The sequence below is a fragment of the Flavitalea antarctica genome (assembly GCF_054461535.1).
In genome coordinates this window covers 59,619-76,657 of record NZ_JBTLQG010000008.1, presented here as the reverse complement: position 1 = coordinate 76,657, position 17,039 = coordinate 59,619, and the positions used below count along the sequence as shown (strand labels likewise).

Here is a 17,039-nt window from a genome sequence, read left to right as displayed (position 1 = left end):
ATGCAACATAATTTGACGTATTAGTTAATCTCTGTAAGGAATATTGGAATATTATAAGGTCATCTGAATCAGACACCGATATAACATATTCATTGATCACCAGGCATATGGCCTTATAGATTTGAATGTTTTAAACGATTATGGATTGAAAGAACTACCTGCTTCGGTAAAAGTTGAATATAGCTGGCGGAAATATCAGCAACGGGTTCTCGAAGAACTGAATGATCATTTATCTGATCAGCATCTTCATATAGTCGCGCCACCTGGATCCGGCAAAACGGTCCTTGGGCTTGAAGTTGTTGTCCGACTGAACAAACCTACGTTAATACTCGCACCAACATTAGCAATCCGAAACCAATGGATTAACAGGTTTTGTGATCTGTTTCTTCTCACATCTGGACGTCCGGACTGGATCTCAAAAGACATCAGGAAACCTGGTTTTCTTACCGTAACCACTTACCAGGCATTACACGCGGCTTGTGCAGAAGAGCGATCTGCATTGGTAAAGACGGCAGGAGAAATAACCGGGGGACCTGACGATGATTTACATGGAGGTGCAACAGAGGAGGAATTAAGTTGGCAAAAAATGGACGTTGATGTTGATGATGAAGAAGTAAATGAAGTGCAGGTCGAATTTACACAACATGACACGATAGCTCGTAATATGGATATTGTCGCTAAGACTTTGAAAGATCAGGGTGTCCAGGTAATTGTGGCGGATGAGGCGCATCATCTCCAAAATGAATGGTGGGCGACTTTGACTGAAATCAAAGATCAGCTCGAACCGAAAATCGTAGCGCTTACAGCAACTCCTCCGTACGATGTTTCTCCGAATGAGTGGCAGCGTTATATTGGGTTTGCCGGCCCTGTAGATGCTGAGATTTCAGTGCCAGAGCTAATGCAGGAAGGTGATCTCTGCCCACACCAGGACCTGGTTTATTTCACTATGCCCTCCACTAATGAAAGAGACCAACTCCAGAGGTTCAGGAATGACAGTGAAAGGCTCTTCCAGGAATTAAAAGTTGATCAAACGATGGTCGGAGCCATTCAGAAACATCCTATCTGGGTACTACCGATGGATCAGCTTGACTGGATCTATAGTAACCTTTCGTATTATTCAGCCTGTTTAATTTTTATGAAGGCAAATGGTTTTGAAGTTCCACCTGGTCATCTCGACGTCATTGGCGACAAAACGCCTGCCATTCCTTTATTAGATTATCACTGGATGCAGATGCTCCTTGATTTCTACCTTTTTAAGGACAGGGATCATTTCAAAATCCACAAGGAACATCAAACAAAGATTGAACATAAGCTTAAAAGAGCCGGTGTTCTTGAAAAACGAAAGATAGATTTTGGTGAGAACCGGCGGCTCAGCTCGATGCTTACTTCCAGCCTCAGTAAGTTAAACGCTATTGGTGAAATAGTAGACCTGGAGTATGCTCAACTCGGGAAGGATCTTCGCATGGTTGTGTTGTGCGACTTCATCAGGAGGGAGTTTTTATCGGGCACAGATGATAATGAATACATACTGGATAAACCTGGTGTTATTCCCGTATTTGAGAAGCTCAGAAGAAGTAGAATGGCCAACGGATCTATTGGCGTTTTAACTGGGTCACTTATTATACTTCCAGCATCAGCGCTCGCTTCTTTTAGATCCGTTGCAGAGGGTTACCATGTTGAAGAAATCAACGCCGAGCCACTGGCCTATGACAGTGGATACATAGTGATCATTCCGACCGGTGTGCTAAAAGAAGAAATGATTCATATCGTCACGAAGTTATTTGAGTCGGGCAAAATCAACATCCTGGTTGGTACCAGGTCTCTGCTTGGTGAAGGCTGGGATGCACCAACGATCAATTCATTGGTGCTTGCGAGCTTTGTGGGTTCATTTGTGTTGTCGAACCAGATGCGCGGCCGTGCGATACGAACTTCAGGAACTGACGCTCTGAAGACTGCAAATATCTGGCACCTGGTATGTCTTGATCCAACGGCAGCGGACGGGGGTGCGGACATGGAGCTGTTGAAACGTAGGTTCAAAGCATTTGTTGGTGTGTCTTTGACAAATCAGCCTTTTGTGGCAAACGGCATAACGAGGCTCAATGTTTCTAATCTTATACAATCGGATGAAGGATTTGCACAGGTAAATAATGAGATGTTTTATCATGCCGGGCAAAGATCTCAGCTTGCCAACCGATGGAAGAAAGCTTTACAGTCTGGGGTTCAATTAGTGGAAGAAATAAAAATTCCATTTAAGGAAAAACGCCCATATCAGCAGGCCAAGACATTTTACCTGGCAAGGACACTGGGCTTTCTTCTCATGACATTGCTTTTATCTTATGGAGAATACTTTTACATGGTCACGCAAACTGTTGGTAGGGTAGCAAGAGGTCTGCGAGGGCATGACCAGCTTACAATCGTTCTGTCCATGGTTATTGGGCTGGCAATTCTTCTGTTCGGGGCAAGGACTATCAAGGCCCTGGGAATGTTTATGAAATACCGCGATATTGGAAAAGATATCCAGCATATCGGTGAAGCATTATTGCATAGCCTGGTGCACACGGGACAAATCAAAACCTCGCTGAATGTACTTCGCGTTGAAGCGAATACCGATAGAATGGGAGGAGTTGCTTGTCACCTCGAAGGCGGAACCAACTTTGAGCGATCTATTTTCATCAATACACTCATGGAGATTGTCGGACCTGTCGGTAATCCCCGCTATGTAATAATCCGTCGGAACAAATTGTTTGGATTGATCAAACGGGAAGATTACCATTCCGTTCCCGAGGTGCTCGCACGCAACAAGGCGTTTGCAGAGTATTTTGCGAGCGAATGGCAAAATAGGGTAGGCAGCTGCGACCTTATATTTACCAGGAATCTGGAGGGCCGGAAATTGCTGTTGAAATTTAGACTGAAATCACTCTCTGCACAATTTGAAGAACCGGTTCAACAGCAAAGCAGGTGGTCGGATTGACGTTAATCGCCCGAAGTTCCGAAGTACGCCTCATCAGCGCCATTGACTTCTCACCTACCTTATCGTCGCGGGTTGGGATAAAGCACCTGCATATATGCAGAGGCAGGTTTTTTTGGGTGATTTACAAGGATTTGAAAGGCCATTTCGTCGTGTATCATGCTGTTGATAAGTATTATTTTACCATTCGTGAAAGTTAAATCTGCCTGTCTCCGACCCATTTTACCTAAAATAGGCTACTTTAGTGACCTAATTTACGTAAATTGCGCCAGTCAATTAGCCTGAATATGGTTATTTCAAGACAATTGGAAGACGTCATCAACCGTGAAATCGGCAAGCAAAAGGTGATTATGCTTTATGGTTCGCGAAGAGTTGGCAAAACCACTCTTATCAAGAGCATTGCAAAAAACCATCAAAACGATGTATTGGTGTTACAAGGGGAAGATATGCAGGTTGCCGAGATCTTACAACAAAGGACAATTGCAAATTACCAACGCCTTATTGGCAACAAAAAGCTTGTTATTATTGATGAAGCGCAGGCAATACCTGGTATCGGTCTGATCTTAAAGCTGGTGATCGATAACTTGAGTGGCATAACGGTAATTGCTACCGGAAGCAGCAGTTTCAATTTAAATGCAGCAACAGGTGAGCCCCTGGTTGGACGCCAACTCATTTACCAACTCTATCCTGTGGCACAGGCAGAACTTTCCAAAATTGAAGATTTGTTTTCAACCAGATCCAACCTGGAGGAACGGCTCGTCTATGGAAGCTATCCTGAATTATGGCAATTGCCCTCAGCAGATGAAAAAGGGAGATATCTAAAATCGCTTGTCAATAGTTACTTGTTGAAAGATATTCTCGCCTATGAAACTGTAAAGGGGGCCAATGTCTTGTATAAACTATTGCAGTTAATCGCATTCCAGGCAGGTCATGAAGTCAGTACAGTAGAGCTCGGCAACACCCTGCAATTAAACAAAGCTACAGTAGAGCGGTACCTGGATCTATTGGCTAAATCATTCATTATTTATCCTCTTTCAGGATACAGTAATAACCTTCGGAAAGAAGTAAGTAAAAGCAAGAAATGGTTCTTTTATGATAACGGTATCCGGAATGCATTGATAAATAATTTCAGTCCCATCCAAAGCCGCAATGATGTCGGACAATTATGGGAACAATATTTTTTATCAGAAAGAATAAAATTCAATAGTTACCGGGGATATGATACGCAGTACTATTTCTGGCGCACATATGATCAACAGGAACTGGATCTTATAGAAGTAAATAATAACCAGGAGATGGCAGCTTTTGAATGTAAATGGAAACAAGAAAAGATTAAAGTTCCCGTTGGATTTGCAAAAGCATACCCTGATGCGATGTTTAACGGAATCACCACCGCCAATTACCTGGATTTTATAACTTAAGTTTGTTTGACGTCAGCCGGAAAACATATTTAACTGTACTTCACCGGGCGCGCGTAACCACCTCCAGGTTTCGGGTTCGACGATATTCCTGGGCGTTGTTAGTTGAGAGAAATTTCCATGCTTTGATTTCATTTTGTTCATGGATCGATTCAATGAGATAACCCACTAAGACATTTTTAGTTTTTTTAGGTAAAATTCTACATTGCAGTTGATATGATTCATGAGGATTTTATACGCGTCTGGCTTCCGTTCAAGTCCTGATAATAACTTATGCCAAACGATCGCAAGACATGGTTTAACTTGTTGAGCCGCAATGTTTTTTTCTGTGCCAATCCTTGGCATGAAACGAAGTCCTCCTGGCTGTTGTAGCAAGATCCTCTTGCGTTATACTAGTCTTCTGACGGTTATATTTTTCAAAGCTGGTGATGATTCTGACAATTCAATGGCATTTTATAGCCGATCGGGTTGGATGCCGGTTTGGTAAAAAACATCCGGGAATAAAGTATAAGCAATGCCCTTTTTTTATAAATTTAGTAGTGGTTCCGGCTGACGATTTTCAAATGCTACCACACCTCAAAGGCTTTTCTGTTGAGCTTGAGCGCGATGTAATCCTGCCTTTTTATACAATTCAAAAATTAAATGAAATGAAAAAGGTAATTTTTTTAATCATTATCGTATTTACTTTCTTCTATGTCTCTGCGAAAACTTATGTTTTAGTTCATGGCCAGGGCGGTCAGGCATCTGATTGGAGTATCATTGCCAAAATTCTAATATCAAAAGGACACAAAGTAATAGTATTAAATTTGCCTGGTCATGGTAATGACAAAACAGACATCCAGGAAATTACAATACAGGGATATTGTCAAAGGGTTATAGACAGCATTATACCCGTTAACGGTAAGGTAATCCTGGTAGCACATAGCATGGGAGGGATGGTTATCACGAAAGTAACTGATATAATTCCTGACCGCATTGAAAAACTGGTATACCTTACAGCTTTGTTGCCAAAGAATGGACAAAGCATGGCTGATGTAATACTTCAAGATTCGACAATAAGTATCAACCCAGTTTATAATTCAGACACAACCCTTCTTTTAAAACACAATGCAACAATCAATATGGGTGAATTAGGATGCAATGATTGTCCCGTTGCAACTAAAGCATTTGTGGCATCAATGACCCTAAGACCCTCCCCGGCGAAACCAATATTCGAAAAGGTATATTTCAATAAAAATACGCTTGATACCATACCCAAATACTTTATTTGTGCAACTGAAGACAGAATGATTTCATATTCAAATCAACTTAGGATGATATCGGAAAATAATAACGTTACAAAAACCTTCACGCTAAACATGGGTCATCTTATGCCACTCATTGAAGGTGCAAAGGTTGCGACTATATTAGAAGAATTATAATGAAGGTTCAGCAATGACCAATTCACTTCATAATATAGAGTTTAAAGATTGCAAATTTGAGGGAAACGCTGACTTTCAGTTGAAGTTAGGATGGGTTGAATTTGATAGTAAATGTCATTTTAAAGCAGATGTCAGATTTGATTCAGAGGAGTACCCCAATTTTGCATTTACAATGTTTAATCGAACAAAATGAAGTCGGGGCTAAATCAAGCAAACTGATATTTGGAATGCGCACATTTTTATGTTAAGAATTGAATCCGTCTTAGCAGTTCGCTCGAAATTTTTCCTTTCAATAACACTACCATCTGAAACTTTTATACGGTAAACACTCAGGTAACTGTATGTGTCCAGGTGTTGTCCAAAATACCAAGATCAACAATAAGAGGCGTTTGAACATATTTGTTTCTTACCCCCAGGTGGGATGAATGAAAGGTTTACAATTCTTATCCCGCAATAATAACTTTAACGCCCGTCTTTTCAATTTTACTAACTGTCTCCTTATTCACCTCACCATCGGTGATGATATAATCGATCTGGTCGAGGTTACAGATCTTGCCAAGACCGCGGCGATCAAACTTCGAACTGTCTGCCAGCACGACTACCGTTTGCGCAAGCCTGATCATCTTTTGGTTGAGGCTCGCTTCAACGATGTTCGTTATCGAAAGTCCATGTTCGAGATCAATGCCATCAACCCCAAGGAACAACACTCCGCATGATAACTCGTCCAGGATCTTCTCCGCAAAGGAACCGGCAGTGGAGGAAGAACTTTGATGAACCAGCCCGCCCAGTTGCAATACTTCAACATTGGGACGGCTGCTCAGTTCCAGCGCAACCTTCAGCGCGGGTGTAATCACCACAATGCGTTTCTCCGGGTGGAGCTGCCTCGCCAGTTCGAACACAGTAGTACCCGAGCCTATAATGATAGAATCATTTTGACCGATCAGGCCAAGCGCCGCTTTCGCGATCTTTTTCTTTTCGTCAGACTTGATGAATTCTTTTTCATTGATCGGCCGCTCAATGGCATAAGGATTATTGATCGATCCGCCACCACGCGTGCGGAACAACAGCTTTTTTTCTTCCAGCAGTTTAAGATCCTTCCGGATGGTGACACCACTCACGTTCATTTCTTCAATAAGCTGCGGGATGCTGACCTTGCCTTTATCACTCAGTTTTTTCAGGATAAACTGGTGCCGGTCGGTGATTGTTTTCATACTAAGGTTTTAATAGTTGCGGGTTTCCCCGGATAAAGTTTTGATTCACAAACATCTTCCATATTCTTCACTGTTTCCAGTCGCTACCGGAAATTTTACATTTTGGTAAAACAAAACCTCGCCTGATCACCCGAATTGACTTTCAAACTGTTTTATTTACTTTTATTTTGTTTAATTAGATTGTCTTTTATTACATTTGGTTTGTATTGTTCGCCAGTTTGAAATCAAAGATCAGGTTTTTAGGACAAATACACTAACGATTGCTCTTTCTGACATCATCATTTGGTAACGTTTTGTTCAAATCAGGGTAACGTTCTGTTTAAATAGGTAACGGTATTTTGCAAAACATCAAGCCCGGGTAAACAAATTGAAACAAAATGAAAGGCATTGATGCGTCAGGAAATTTAGTAAGTATTTAAAAAACTATGCTGTTATGAAGAAGATCCCCTGCTTTGCCCCAATGCAAAGTCAAGGCGAAGACCTTAAAACGAAGGGTAAATGGCTGATCAGCCTCCTCTGCGCCCTCCTCGTTACCGCCTCCGCCTTTGCTCAATCCCAAACCATCACTGGTAAAATCACCGGCGAAAAAAATCAACCACTCGAAGGCGCAAGTATCAGGCTGAAGATCGCCAACGCGGGTACCACCTCCAACGCAGATGGCACTTACAGCTTCACTGTTCCGAAAGGCACGGATGAACTGGTGTTTTCCATGGTGGGTTACGCAGAGCAGGAAATCAGCCTCGGGGGGCGCACAACCATCGACGTTACATTAAAACAGGATGCGGCCGGTTTAAATGAAGTGGTGGTTGTGGGTTATGGCACACAGAAAAAAGGAAACCTCACCGGCTCCGTATCAACCATCAGCAGTAGTATGATCGAACACCGTCCTAATGTATCGGCTTCAACTGCCTTACAGGGTCTGGCTCCGGGCGTAACCGTTACTTCGCAAACCGGCGCTCCCGGTGGTGATGCTTCACAGATCCGGATCAGGGGTATCAATTCATTCGGTGGTTCAAGCAGCAACCCGCTTGTTATAATTGACGGTGTTGCGGGTAACATCGATGATATAGATGTAAACCTGATCGAATCAATGTCGGTGCTGAAAGACGCAGCTTCTGCCGCTATCTATGGATCAAGAGCAGCCAATGGGGTAATATTGATTACCACAAAAAGAGCAAAGGATAAATTATCGGTTAACTATCGGGGTTATGTTGGTAAACAATCACCAACCGCGATTCCCGAAGTTACTGACGGACTTACCTATATGAAGGTCTTCAATGACGCGAGCATGAACGATAATGGTATTAAGGTCTACAGCGACCAGGATATCGAGAAGTTCCGCCAGAAATACAATGCTGATCCTTCCAACTACGACTGGCAGGATGCGATCTTCCAGGGCTCCGGTTTTACACAAAGCCATTTTGTTTCGGTGTCGGCCAACAGTGGTATTATCAGGGTTACTCCATCACTCGGTTATGTGGAACAACAGGGGCTTATTAAGAATACCAACTTCAAAAGATATGTTTTCCGGAATAACCTCGACATTACCCCAAGCGATAAATTCAGTATCAAGTTTGATGTTGCGGTAACCAACAAAGACCGCACACAGATCGCGGATGAACCTACTATCTGGAACTATTTGGGTAGGATGCCAACAAACATCCCTATCCGCAACAACGGTAAATGGTCCGATGGTTGGGTTAAGATCAATCCCGTTGGTTATATTGAAGATGGTGGCAACCGCAAAACCAACAATCTTGAATTCTGGGGTAATCTGAGTATGACACTCAAACCCGTTGACTGGTTAACCATGACTGGTCTCGTAGCTCCAAGATATCTTACCCGCAATATTCATGCATTCCGTAAAAGCGTAATGACTTATTATGAAGATGGCTCTGAGGCCGGTGCCGGTAACACTTTCACCGATCTTACAGAATCTTCAACCCGTTACTTCTATGGCACCTACACTTTCCAGGCAACCGCACAGAAAAATTTCAACGGGCATAATCTTAGCCTGATGGGAGGCGCATCAAGGGAAACCTATGATGAGAAATTACTCTCCGGTTACAGGAGGGATTTTGTATACAACACCTACGAGCAACTTGCTGCCGGTGCTGATAATGCTACAAAAGATAACAACGGTCAGCAATTTCAATGGGTACTCGTCTCCACTTTCGGCAGGTTCAACTACGATTATAAAGGCAAATACCTGTTCGAAGCCAACCTGCGATATGATGGTTCCTCACGGTTTATCAACGATAACCAGTGGGCAACATTTCCTTCCTTCTCTGCCGGATGGGTGATCTCCAAAGAAAAATTCATGGAAAGATTTAACCCCGTCGTCAGGCAGCTGAAGGTAAGAGCTTCATGGGGTAAACTTGGTAACCAGAATATCGGTACATCCTACTATCCATTTGCTGAATCATTATCGATCGGCAGTGCATCCATGGGAGGTAATGTTTACCAGATGATCACGCAGACTACGCTTTCCAACCCCGATCTCCGTTGGGAAGAAACAGAGATGAAGGGTATTGGGGTTGATGGAAACCTGTTTGGTAAGTTCTCGTTTACATTCGATTATTATGATAAAGTTACTGATGGTATCCTGTTGAAATTAAATACATCACAGCTTACCGGTCTTGCTTCACCATACCAGAATGCGGCTGTGGTAGAGAACAAAGGATGGGAAGTTTCAGCACGCTATGATGACAATTTCGGTGATTTCCGTTTCGGTATCGGGGGCAATCTCTCCGATGTGAAAAACACCATCATCGATATGAAAGGCCAGAGTTCGGGCGATCTGCTTCGCCAGCAGGAGGGTTATTCTATTAATTCAATCTATGGATATCGTGCCAATGGTCTATACCAGACGCAGGCCGAAATTAATGCAGGTCCTGTCCAGATCGGAGCACTCAAACCGGGTGATGTAAAATATGTCGATTATGGTGGCGGCGTTGATGCCAATGGCAAATCGATACCTGATGGTAAGATAACAGATGCTGACAAAGTGATCATCGGATCCACCATTCCGCGTTATAGCTATGGTGTTAATCTTGATCTTGGATGGAAAGGTATCCGCCTGAGTGCACTCGTACAGGGAGTGGGACAGGCAGATGGTTACCTGAATGCGCATTACGTGATACCGCTTGCAAATTCAAGTGCGATCAAGCCCTGGCAGCTTGATTACTGGAGCGTTGACAACCGCGAGGCAGCCCTGCCACGCGTTTCCGTGACTTCTACAAACAATACACAGAACTCATCACTGTGGATGAAAAGCGCTGCTTATTTCCGTGTTAAAAATGTTCAGCTGGGTTATGATATTCCAAAAGCCTGGTTGAAAAGAGCCGGTATGCAGGGTGCATTTATCTATGTGAATGGACAAAACGTGTTTACCAAAACCAATTTCTTCCAGGGATATGATCCGGAGATTGGTTACGACATCGGTGCATCTGATGGCGTTACACTCGGCGCAGGTAACTTCTATCCACAGGTCAGGGTATTCACATTTGGTATCGACATTAAATTCTAATTGACATGAAATCGTTTAATAAAAATATACTTGCATCAATTGCCCTTGGATCCGTCCTGGCAATCTCTTCATGCGAAATTGACCGCTCTTCGTTGAATGGTCCCACCACAGGTACTTTCCCGGCCTCGGCTAAAGAAGCGGAAATGGGATTGTATGGAGCTTATCAATCACTGACCAAGCTGGATGCAGCGAGCACACCAATCTGGCACGTGATGGATAATATCACCGATATCGGGTTTGCTCGCCCGGGTACTAACTATACATCCGCCATTACAAGTGCCGTCACCACCGACAATGCACTGGCTACAAAACCATGGCAGATCCATTATCAAAGTATTGCGCGTTGTCATACGGTGTTGGATAACCTTGAAAAGATCAAACCTGAAATGGCCCAGGCTGCGTATGATCAACTGGATGCCGAGCTGCGATTTATCCGTGCTTATTGTTACTCACAGCTGATCGAATTGTATGGTGATGTGCCATTATTGAAAGCGCAGGTCAACCTGGAAAATGCAAATGTGCCAAGAACTTCCAAAGCAGAGATCGAAAAATTTATCATCGATGAGCTGACTGCAATTGCAGACAAACTGCCGGTATCACAGGCTCAGTTTGGTCATGTGCGTGGTTCAAGGGTGGCAGCCTATATGCTTAAAGCAAGAGTTGCCCTTTATTCAAAACAATACCAGCTTGCGGCACAGTCTGCCAATACAGCGTTGACAATTGCAGGAGCCAATCATGATCTTACCCCTTTTAACAGCTCGGTTAATCTTGTTGGTAAAGATCATACAGCAGGTGAGCCGGACATATCCAACATATTTGGTCATGCTGGTTTTAAAACAAGCAAGGAATGGATATGGGTGGCTGAGTATAACCTTACAATCCCGGGCAACACGCATAATCAACAATACTTCTCTGCTTCCCGTTTGGGCAAAGGTGTTTGTTATTGGGGGCCGACGCAGGATCTGATCAATACCTTCCAGGCAAAGGATGGTTTGCCGATTACCGAGTCTCCCTTGTATGATGCAACAAAACCGTTTGAGAACCGTGATCCAAGACTGGATATGTATTGTGTGCGTCCGCATGCAAGATATATGGGTTATCAGTTTGAGCCAGCTACCAGTTTTACAACGGTCAAAAACTACTGGCCGGTGTTGACTGGCGGTGCAGCTGCGCCAAGCAATGTAGCTAATGCCGATGCATCAAATGCATTCAGATCATTCAGTGGTTATCTTTGGAGGAAGGTGGTTGATATTGCTGATTTCAATTCAACATCTGTTAGCGGCGTTTCTGATCTGGAGGTGGGAATTTTCCGTTATGCCGAACTGTTGTTGCTTTATGCAGAAGCAAAGATTGAAGCAAATGAAATTGATAATACTGTTTATACCGCCATCAACCGAATTCGCCGTCGTGCGCTGATGCCGGATCTGCCAACCGGTTTAACACAGGCACAGCTAAGAACAGCATTACGCTATGAACGCAAGGTGGAACTCGCCAACGATGGTCTTCGCTGGTATGATCTGCGTCGCTGGGGAATAGCGAACAAAGTGATGAATGGGTTTCTGTACCTGAACCGCGATGCAAAGGCATATACCAAACAGGTGTTAACTGGTTTTGATGAAAGCTATACACCGATATATAATCGTCCCGAAGCCGTAAAATATTTTACAACGCAGGAAGTGATGTACAAGGAAAATAAGGATGAAAGATGGCCAGTGCCAAAGTCTGAAATGGATGCGAATAACAAGCTAACACAGAATCCTGGTTATTGATGGTTATAAGCTTATTCATTTCAACGGGGCTGAGGAATCTGAATTGTGCATTAATGATCTGGTTTAATGTTAATACGGGTTTGAAACGATTGAAAAGACGTTTTATGCGTTAATACTGATTTGAAACGATTGAAAAGAAGTTTGATGCGCTAACACTAAATTGTAGTGTTTTGATAAGAAGTTTGAAGCGTTCATGCTAGTTGAAACTTTTGATAAGATGTTTAATGCATTCATACTAGTTAACTATTGATAAGAAGTTTGTTGCGTTCATGAAAAGAGAGAATGGAATTTATTAACAGATTGCGCCGACCTGGAACAAGACGCTGGCTGATTGTTGCCATCATCTTCCTTGCTATTGTATTTAACTACATAGACAGGCAGATTGTTTCTGTGCTGAAGCCGGTATTAAAAGCCGACTTTGGCCTGGACGACAGCGGCTATGCGGTAATCCTGAACCTGTTTACGATTTGCTATGCGGTGATGTATCCCGTTACCGGTTGGCTGGTCGACAGGTATGGCGCGCGACTGGTGATGTTCTGGGGTATCATCACTTGGTCGCTCGCCTGTATAGGTGGTGGCTTGTCGAGAACGGTTGGCCAGTTTGGATTTTTCCGTGCTTTACTGGGCGCTGCGGAGCCAACCAATTTCCCGGCACAGTTAAAGGTGATAGCAGTGTGGTTCCCGGGTAAACTTCGTGCTACCGCGAACAGCCTTTGTGTGGCGGGCAGTTCAATTGGTGCGATCATCGCGCCACCTGCAATTGCCTGGCTGGCGCTAACATATAACTGGCAGACTGCTTTTATTGTTATGGGAGCCGCCGGAATGCTGATCGCTGTTTTGTGGAAGCTGGTGTATAAAGATCCGCCTGCTGAAATATTTCAGGAAGCGACGGAGCGTACACCAACAAAGATGGCAATAGGGTCAAAAATAGTAACAGAGTCTATCATAGCATCTGCACCACTTGATGAAGCTGCTTCAACAAACGTATCTGCATTAACAAGCGAAACATCGGCGAATATATCTGAAGTACTGAACGAAACTGCATCGGCGAATAGATATGAAGGACTGAATGAAAAACAATCATCAAAAGCATATGCATCAATAATTGCCCCACCATCTGCGGGCTCAACTGCATCCACGAATATAGATGCATCAACGGTATCAATTGATCCGCCTAATGAAACCGGCTCTACAATGTCGGCAGGATCAAATGGGTCAGTCCCACCCGCAATGCCATTTAAATGGCAACAACTTTGGGGCACTCGCAGTCTTTGGGGCATTATACTGATACGTTTTGTCAGCGACCCTGTCTGGTACTTTTGTTTATTCTGGTTGCCGGGATACCTGCAGGAAAAATCAGGCCTCAGTCTTGCACAAGTTGGCATGTTCGGATGGATCCCGTTCCTTTTTGCTGATCTCGGTGCGATTGGAACTTCTGCCTGGTCAGATAAACTGGTGAGAAAAGGATATGAACCACTGAAAGCAAGAAAGAAAATGCTGACTACTGTTGCTTTTATAAGTCCCTTATGTATAATAACTCCATACCTCGGCAATGCGGGTTTGACCCTGGCGGTTTTTAGTATTGTTGCGATCGCCTGCCTGAGCTGGTTGTTCACGATCAGCGTTGTGGTGGCAGAGACATTTCCGGTGGAGAATGTAGCAAGTGTACTAGGCATTGCAGCCGGGTTTGGTGCCCTGGGCGCTGTGGGATTTAATTATTTTGTTGGACAGTTTATAGGAACGCTGGGAGCTGAAAAAATCTTTATAGTAATGGCCCTTTTGCATCCACTGGCAGCACTAATCTTAAAGACAATGGTGAAGAAGGAAAAGGTAAAATTGGCATACAATGAAGCAAAACAAAAAAAATAAAACCAATATAACATACAACGAAAAATGCAAAAGGGTAAAAGTAGTTTAGCCTGAAGCAAAAATTAAATAAGCCAATAACACTCAGCGAAAAATCGAAAAGTAACATTGAAATAGCCTGAAGCAAAAACTAAATAAACCAATAACATTCATCGATGAATCAAAAAGTAAAATTGGTATAGCTTGGAGCAAAACAAAAAAGAAAAAACCAATATGACATTCAACTCAGAATCCAAAAAATCAATCGATATAGTCTATAACGAGGACCGTGAAAGTAACGTTGATATAGTCTATAACGAGGAGCGAAGAAAGGAAAGCGATTTAGTCGGTAAAAAAAAATCAACAAAGTAAAGTCAGTATAACCTGAAACAAGAACAAGAAAATCTACCTCAAATGAAAAATAGCACGAAAACAGTTTTTGAACCCGGCAGAGATATCCCGGTGATGAAAGAAACAGATGTACTTGTAGTTGGTGGCGGACCTTCGGGCCTCATGGCTGCACTTGCCGCGGTTGAAGACGGGCTTAATGTAACCTTGATCGAAAGCCGCAGTTTTGTTGGTGGCAATATGACCATCGGTCTCCCGATACTTGGATTCCTCGGCCAGAAAGGCAACCAGATCATCAAAGGTCTGCCTCAGAAACTGATCGATCGTTTAAAGGCGGTGCAGGCCTCTAGCGAACATCGCCCATGTCCTTTACACATGAGCCTCACGCTGGTTGAGCCTGAAGCGGTAAAGACTGTTGCGCTTGAAATGCTTGTTGAAAGCAAAGTCGACCTGTTGTTTTACACATTTTTTGCGGGCGTTGTTATGGAGGGTGATGAATTGAAAGGTGTGATCATCGAAAGTAAAGCGGGCCGACAGGTGATCCTTGCCAAAACAATTATCGATTGCAGTGGTGATGCGGATGTGGCATTTCGTGCGGGCGTGCCATGCGAATACGGCAATGAAAATGGCGGCGTTCAACCGCCGACACTGATGTTCTGCCTGGGTGGTGTTGATACCGAGAAACTCCGCACCAGTGTAGCAGAAGAGCCAAGAACTTACCTGACTGATTTTATACCATCAGAATATTTTGGACAGAACAACCAGTTCGTATTGGTGGGGATGAGGAACCAGATCAAGAAAGCACAGGACGATGGACTGACGCTGAGAACAGAACGTACTATCCTGATCACCGGATTACGCAAAGGAGAAGTGTGGGTGAACATGACAAGGGTGAATGGTGTAAACGGAACCGATCCTGCCAGCCTGACCCACGGCGAAATAGACGGACGTAACCAGATCATCGATATACAAAAATACCTCATCGGGTATGTACCGGGTTTTGAAAATGCTTACTTTCTGAAAACGGCGCCCTTCCTCGGTATCCGGGAAACAAGACGCATACAGGGACATTATACCATGACCCGCGAGGATATCATGACCTGCCGGCATTTTGATGATGCCATTGCGGTAGCGAGTTATCCGCTGGATATACATCATCCGCAGGGCGGGGGTTGCACGCTGGAATGGTGCGGGGACTGTTATGATATTCCATATCGTTCATTGATTCCGCAGAAGATAAAAAACCTGATTGTTGCCGGCAGATGTATCTCAACAACGCATGAAGCTATGTCTGCGATCCGTGTGATGGCGCCATGTATGGCGATGGGTGAAGCTGCTGGCCGTGCGGCTAAGATGGCCGTCAGGCAAGGGATTCAGCCGGCGGATCTTGATGTGAAACAACTGCAGCAGGAATTGGTTGAGCGGGGTGCTTACCTGCGGATCCCGGTAAATGAGCTGGTATAATAGATTTTGCGAAGCTCCGGTTATCATTGAAAACGAAATTTAAAAAAAAAGAACATGTCATCAGGCAGGAGAAGATTTTTAAAGGGAATCGGCGCAGTTGCATTGCTGCCGGTGATGCCGGCAATGGGAATGGAAGCTGGCCGATCATCTGAAGACGCTCAGTCAGTTAAGGACACTATAGCCGTTGAAAATGATCAATCATCAAAAGATGCTTCACACCGGATCCTTTGCTGTAATATCCGTGTTGCCCTGGATGAAGATGAAGCAAAAGGTCTTGGATGGTCATCACGCAGAGATATCTGTCTCAAAGTGATCAAAGACAAAAAGCCTGATATCATTTCCCTGCAGGAAGTATTAAAGGTCCAGGCGGATGATTTCAGAAAACATTTTTCATCCTACCAGTTGTTTGGATTTGATGGTCCCGAGATGGATCCGCATCCAACCGGGTATTATGGCATCGCCAAAAATCCTATCCTTTTTTCCAAAGATCGTTATGAACTGATGACGGCCGGTACTTACTGGCTTTCGCAAACGCCACTGGTGGCAGGGAGTAAGTCGTGGGAAACAGCCCGCGCCAGGCATGCAAACTGGGTTCGGCTCCGGGAAAAGAAAACAGGTAAGGAACTACGGATCGTGAACCTGCACCTGGATCATATCTCTGCCGAAGCGAAGGTTGAACAGGCAAAAATGGTCGTTGAAGAAAGCGCGCAATATCAACCAACATTCAACCAGGTATTGACCGGCGACTTTAATACGAGGTTTGATTCCAATGTGCTCACATCTGTGCGCACCGGCGGATGGAAAGAATCTTACGAAACAATTCATGGCGAAAAAGAAGCCGGCTTTACCGGACATGAGTTCGAAGGTGCGAAATATGAGAAAGGTCCATCAAAAGGACGGATCGATTATATCTGGTATCGGGGTAAAGTGAAACCTACATCATCTGCCATCATTAAGGACCAGGTCAACGGAAAATATCCGAGTGATCATTTCTTTATGCAAACTGATTTTGTGCTTGAATAGACGTAAACGCTTAATGACGTCAAATAAAAACAGTTTCGGAAGC

Annotated in this window: 10 protein-coding genes; 9 read left to right on the top strand and 1 reads right to left on the bottom strand. The window is 43.9% G+C overall.

What is annotated here, in order from left to right; genetic code table 11:
* Positions 1 to 145: 145 nt before the first annotated feature.
* The 3 genes from ACX0G7_RS10355 (at position 146) to ACX0G7_RS10345 (ending at position 5,807) form a co-directional block, all read left to right on the top strand.
* The gene (locus ACX0G7_RS10355) at positions 146 to 2,971 is read left to right on the top strand and encodes a DEAD/DEAH box helicase family protein (protein WP_458923389.1); all 2,826 of its coding nucleotides are present in this window, start codon (positions 146 to 148) and stop codon (positions 2,969 to 2,971) included.
* Positions 2,972 to 3,255: 284 nt separating this feature from the next.
* On the top strand, positions 3,256 to 4,389 hold the full coding sequence (locus tag ACX0G7_RS10350) for an ATP-binding protein (protein ID WP_458923388.1): 1,134 nt from the start codon (positions 3,256 to 3,258) through the stop codon (positions 4,387 to 4,389).
* Between the two features lie 425 nt (positions 4,390 to 4,814).
* Complete coding sequence (locus tag ACX0G7_RS10345) at positions 4,815 to 5,807, top strand: alpha/beta fold hydrolase (protein ID WP_458923387.1); 993 nt, start codon at positions 4,815 to 4,817, stop codon at positions 5,805 to 5,807.
* A 443-nt stretch (positions 5,808 to 6,250) separates the two neighbouring features.
* Here the strand turns inward: ACX0G7_RS10345 and ACX0G7_RS10340 are convergent, their stop codons facing one another.
* Positions 6,251 to 7,018: a DeoR/GlpR family DNA-binding transcription regulator gene (locus ACX0G7_RS10340; protein WP_458923386.1), complete on the bottom strand. Its 768-nt coding sequence runs from the start codon at positions 7,016 to 7,018 to the stop codon at positions 6,251 to 6,253.
* 433 nt (positions 7,019 to 7,451) lie between these two features.
* Here ACX0G7_RS10340 and ACX0G7_RS10335 point away from each other — a divergent pair, with 433 nt between their 5' ends.
* The 6 genes from ACX0G7_RS10335 (at position 7,452) to ACX0G7_RS10310 (ending at position 16,996) form a co-directional block, all read left to right on the top strand.
* Positions 7,452 to 10,547 (top strand): SusC/RagA family TonB-linked outer membrane protein, encoded by a 3,096-nt coding sequence (locus ACX0G7_RS10335; protein ID WP_458923385.1) that lies wholly within the window; start codon positions 7,452 to 7,454, stop codon positions 10,545 to 10,547.
* Between the two features lie 5 nt (positions 10,548 to 10,552).
* Positions 10,553 to 12,316 (top strand): RagB/SusD family nutrient uptake outer membrane protein, encoded by a 1,764-nt coding sequence (locus tag ACX0G7_RS10330; protein ID WP_458923384.1) that lies wholly within the window; start codon positions 10,553 to 10,555, stop codon positions 12,314 to 12,316.
* A gap of 282 nt (positions 12,317 to 12,598) precedes the next feature.
* Positions 12,599 to 14,185: an MFS transporter gene (locus ACX0G7_RS10325; protein WP_458923383.1), complete on the top strand. Its 1,587-nt coding sequence runs from the start codon at positions 12,599 to 12,601 to the stop codon at positions 14,183 to 14,185.
* A gap of 180 nt (positions 14,186 to 14,365) precedes the next feature.
* The gene (locus tag ACX0G7_RS10320; protein ID WP_458923382.1) at positions 14,366 to 14,533 is read left to right on the top strand and encodes a hypothetical protein; all 168 of its coding nucleotides are present in this window, start codon (positions 14,366 to 14,368) and stop codon (positions 14,531 to 14,533) included.
* 42 nt (positions 14,534 to 14,575) lie between these two features.
* On the top strand, positions 14,576 to 15,973 hold the full coding sequence (locus ACX0G7_RS10315) for an FAD-dependent oxidoreductase (RefSeq protein WP_458923381.1): 1,398 nt from the start codon (positions 14,576 to 14,578) through the stop codon (positions 15,971 to 15,973).
* Between the two features lie 54 nt (positions 15,974 to 16,027).
* Positions 16,028 to 16,996, top strand: a complete 969-nt coding sequence (locus ACX0G7_RS10310; protein ID WP_458923380.1) for an endonuclease/exonuclease/phosphatase family protein — start codon at positions 16,028 to 16,030, stop codon at positions 16,994 to 16,996.
* The last annotated feature ends 43 nt before the right edge of the window (positions 16,997 to 17,039 follow it).

Excerpts from the sequence above, each read along its gene's own strand:
- ACX0G7_RS10350 (WP_458923388.1), top strand. The coding sequence starts at position 3,256 with ATGGTTATTTCAAGACAATTGGAAGACGTCATCAACCGTGAAATCGGC.
- ACX0G7_RS10345 (WP_458923387.1), top strand. The coding sequence starts at position 4,815 with ATGATTCTGACAATTCAATGGCATTTTATAGCCGATCGGGTTGGATGC.
- ACX0G7_RS10340 (WP_458923386.1), bottom strand. The coding sequence starts at position 7,018 with ATGAAAACAATCACCGACCGGCACCAGTTTATCCTGAAAAAACTGAGT.
- ACX0G7_RS10335 (WP_458923385.1), top strand. The coding sequence starts at position 7,452 with ATGAAGAAGATCCCCTGCTTTGCCCCAATGCAAAGTCAAGGCGAAGAC.
- ACX0G7_RS10330 (WP_458923384.1), top strand. The coding sequence starts at position 10,553 with ATGAAATCGTTTAATAAAAATATACTTGCATCAATTGCCCTTGGATCC.
- ACX0G7_RS10325 (WP_458923383.1), top strand. The coding sequence starts at position 12,599 with ATGGAATTTATTAACAGATTGCGCCGACCTGGAACAAGACGCTGGCTG.
- ACX0G7_RS10315 (WP_458923381.1), top strand. The coding sequence starts at position 14,576 with ATGAAAAATAGCACGAAAACAGTTTTTGAACCCGGCAGAGATATCCCG.
- ACX0G7_RS10310 (WP_458923380.1), top strand. The coding sequence starts at position 16,028 with ATGTCATCAGGCAGGAGAAGATTTTTAAAGGGAATCGGCGCAGTTGCA.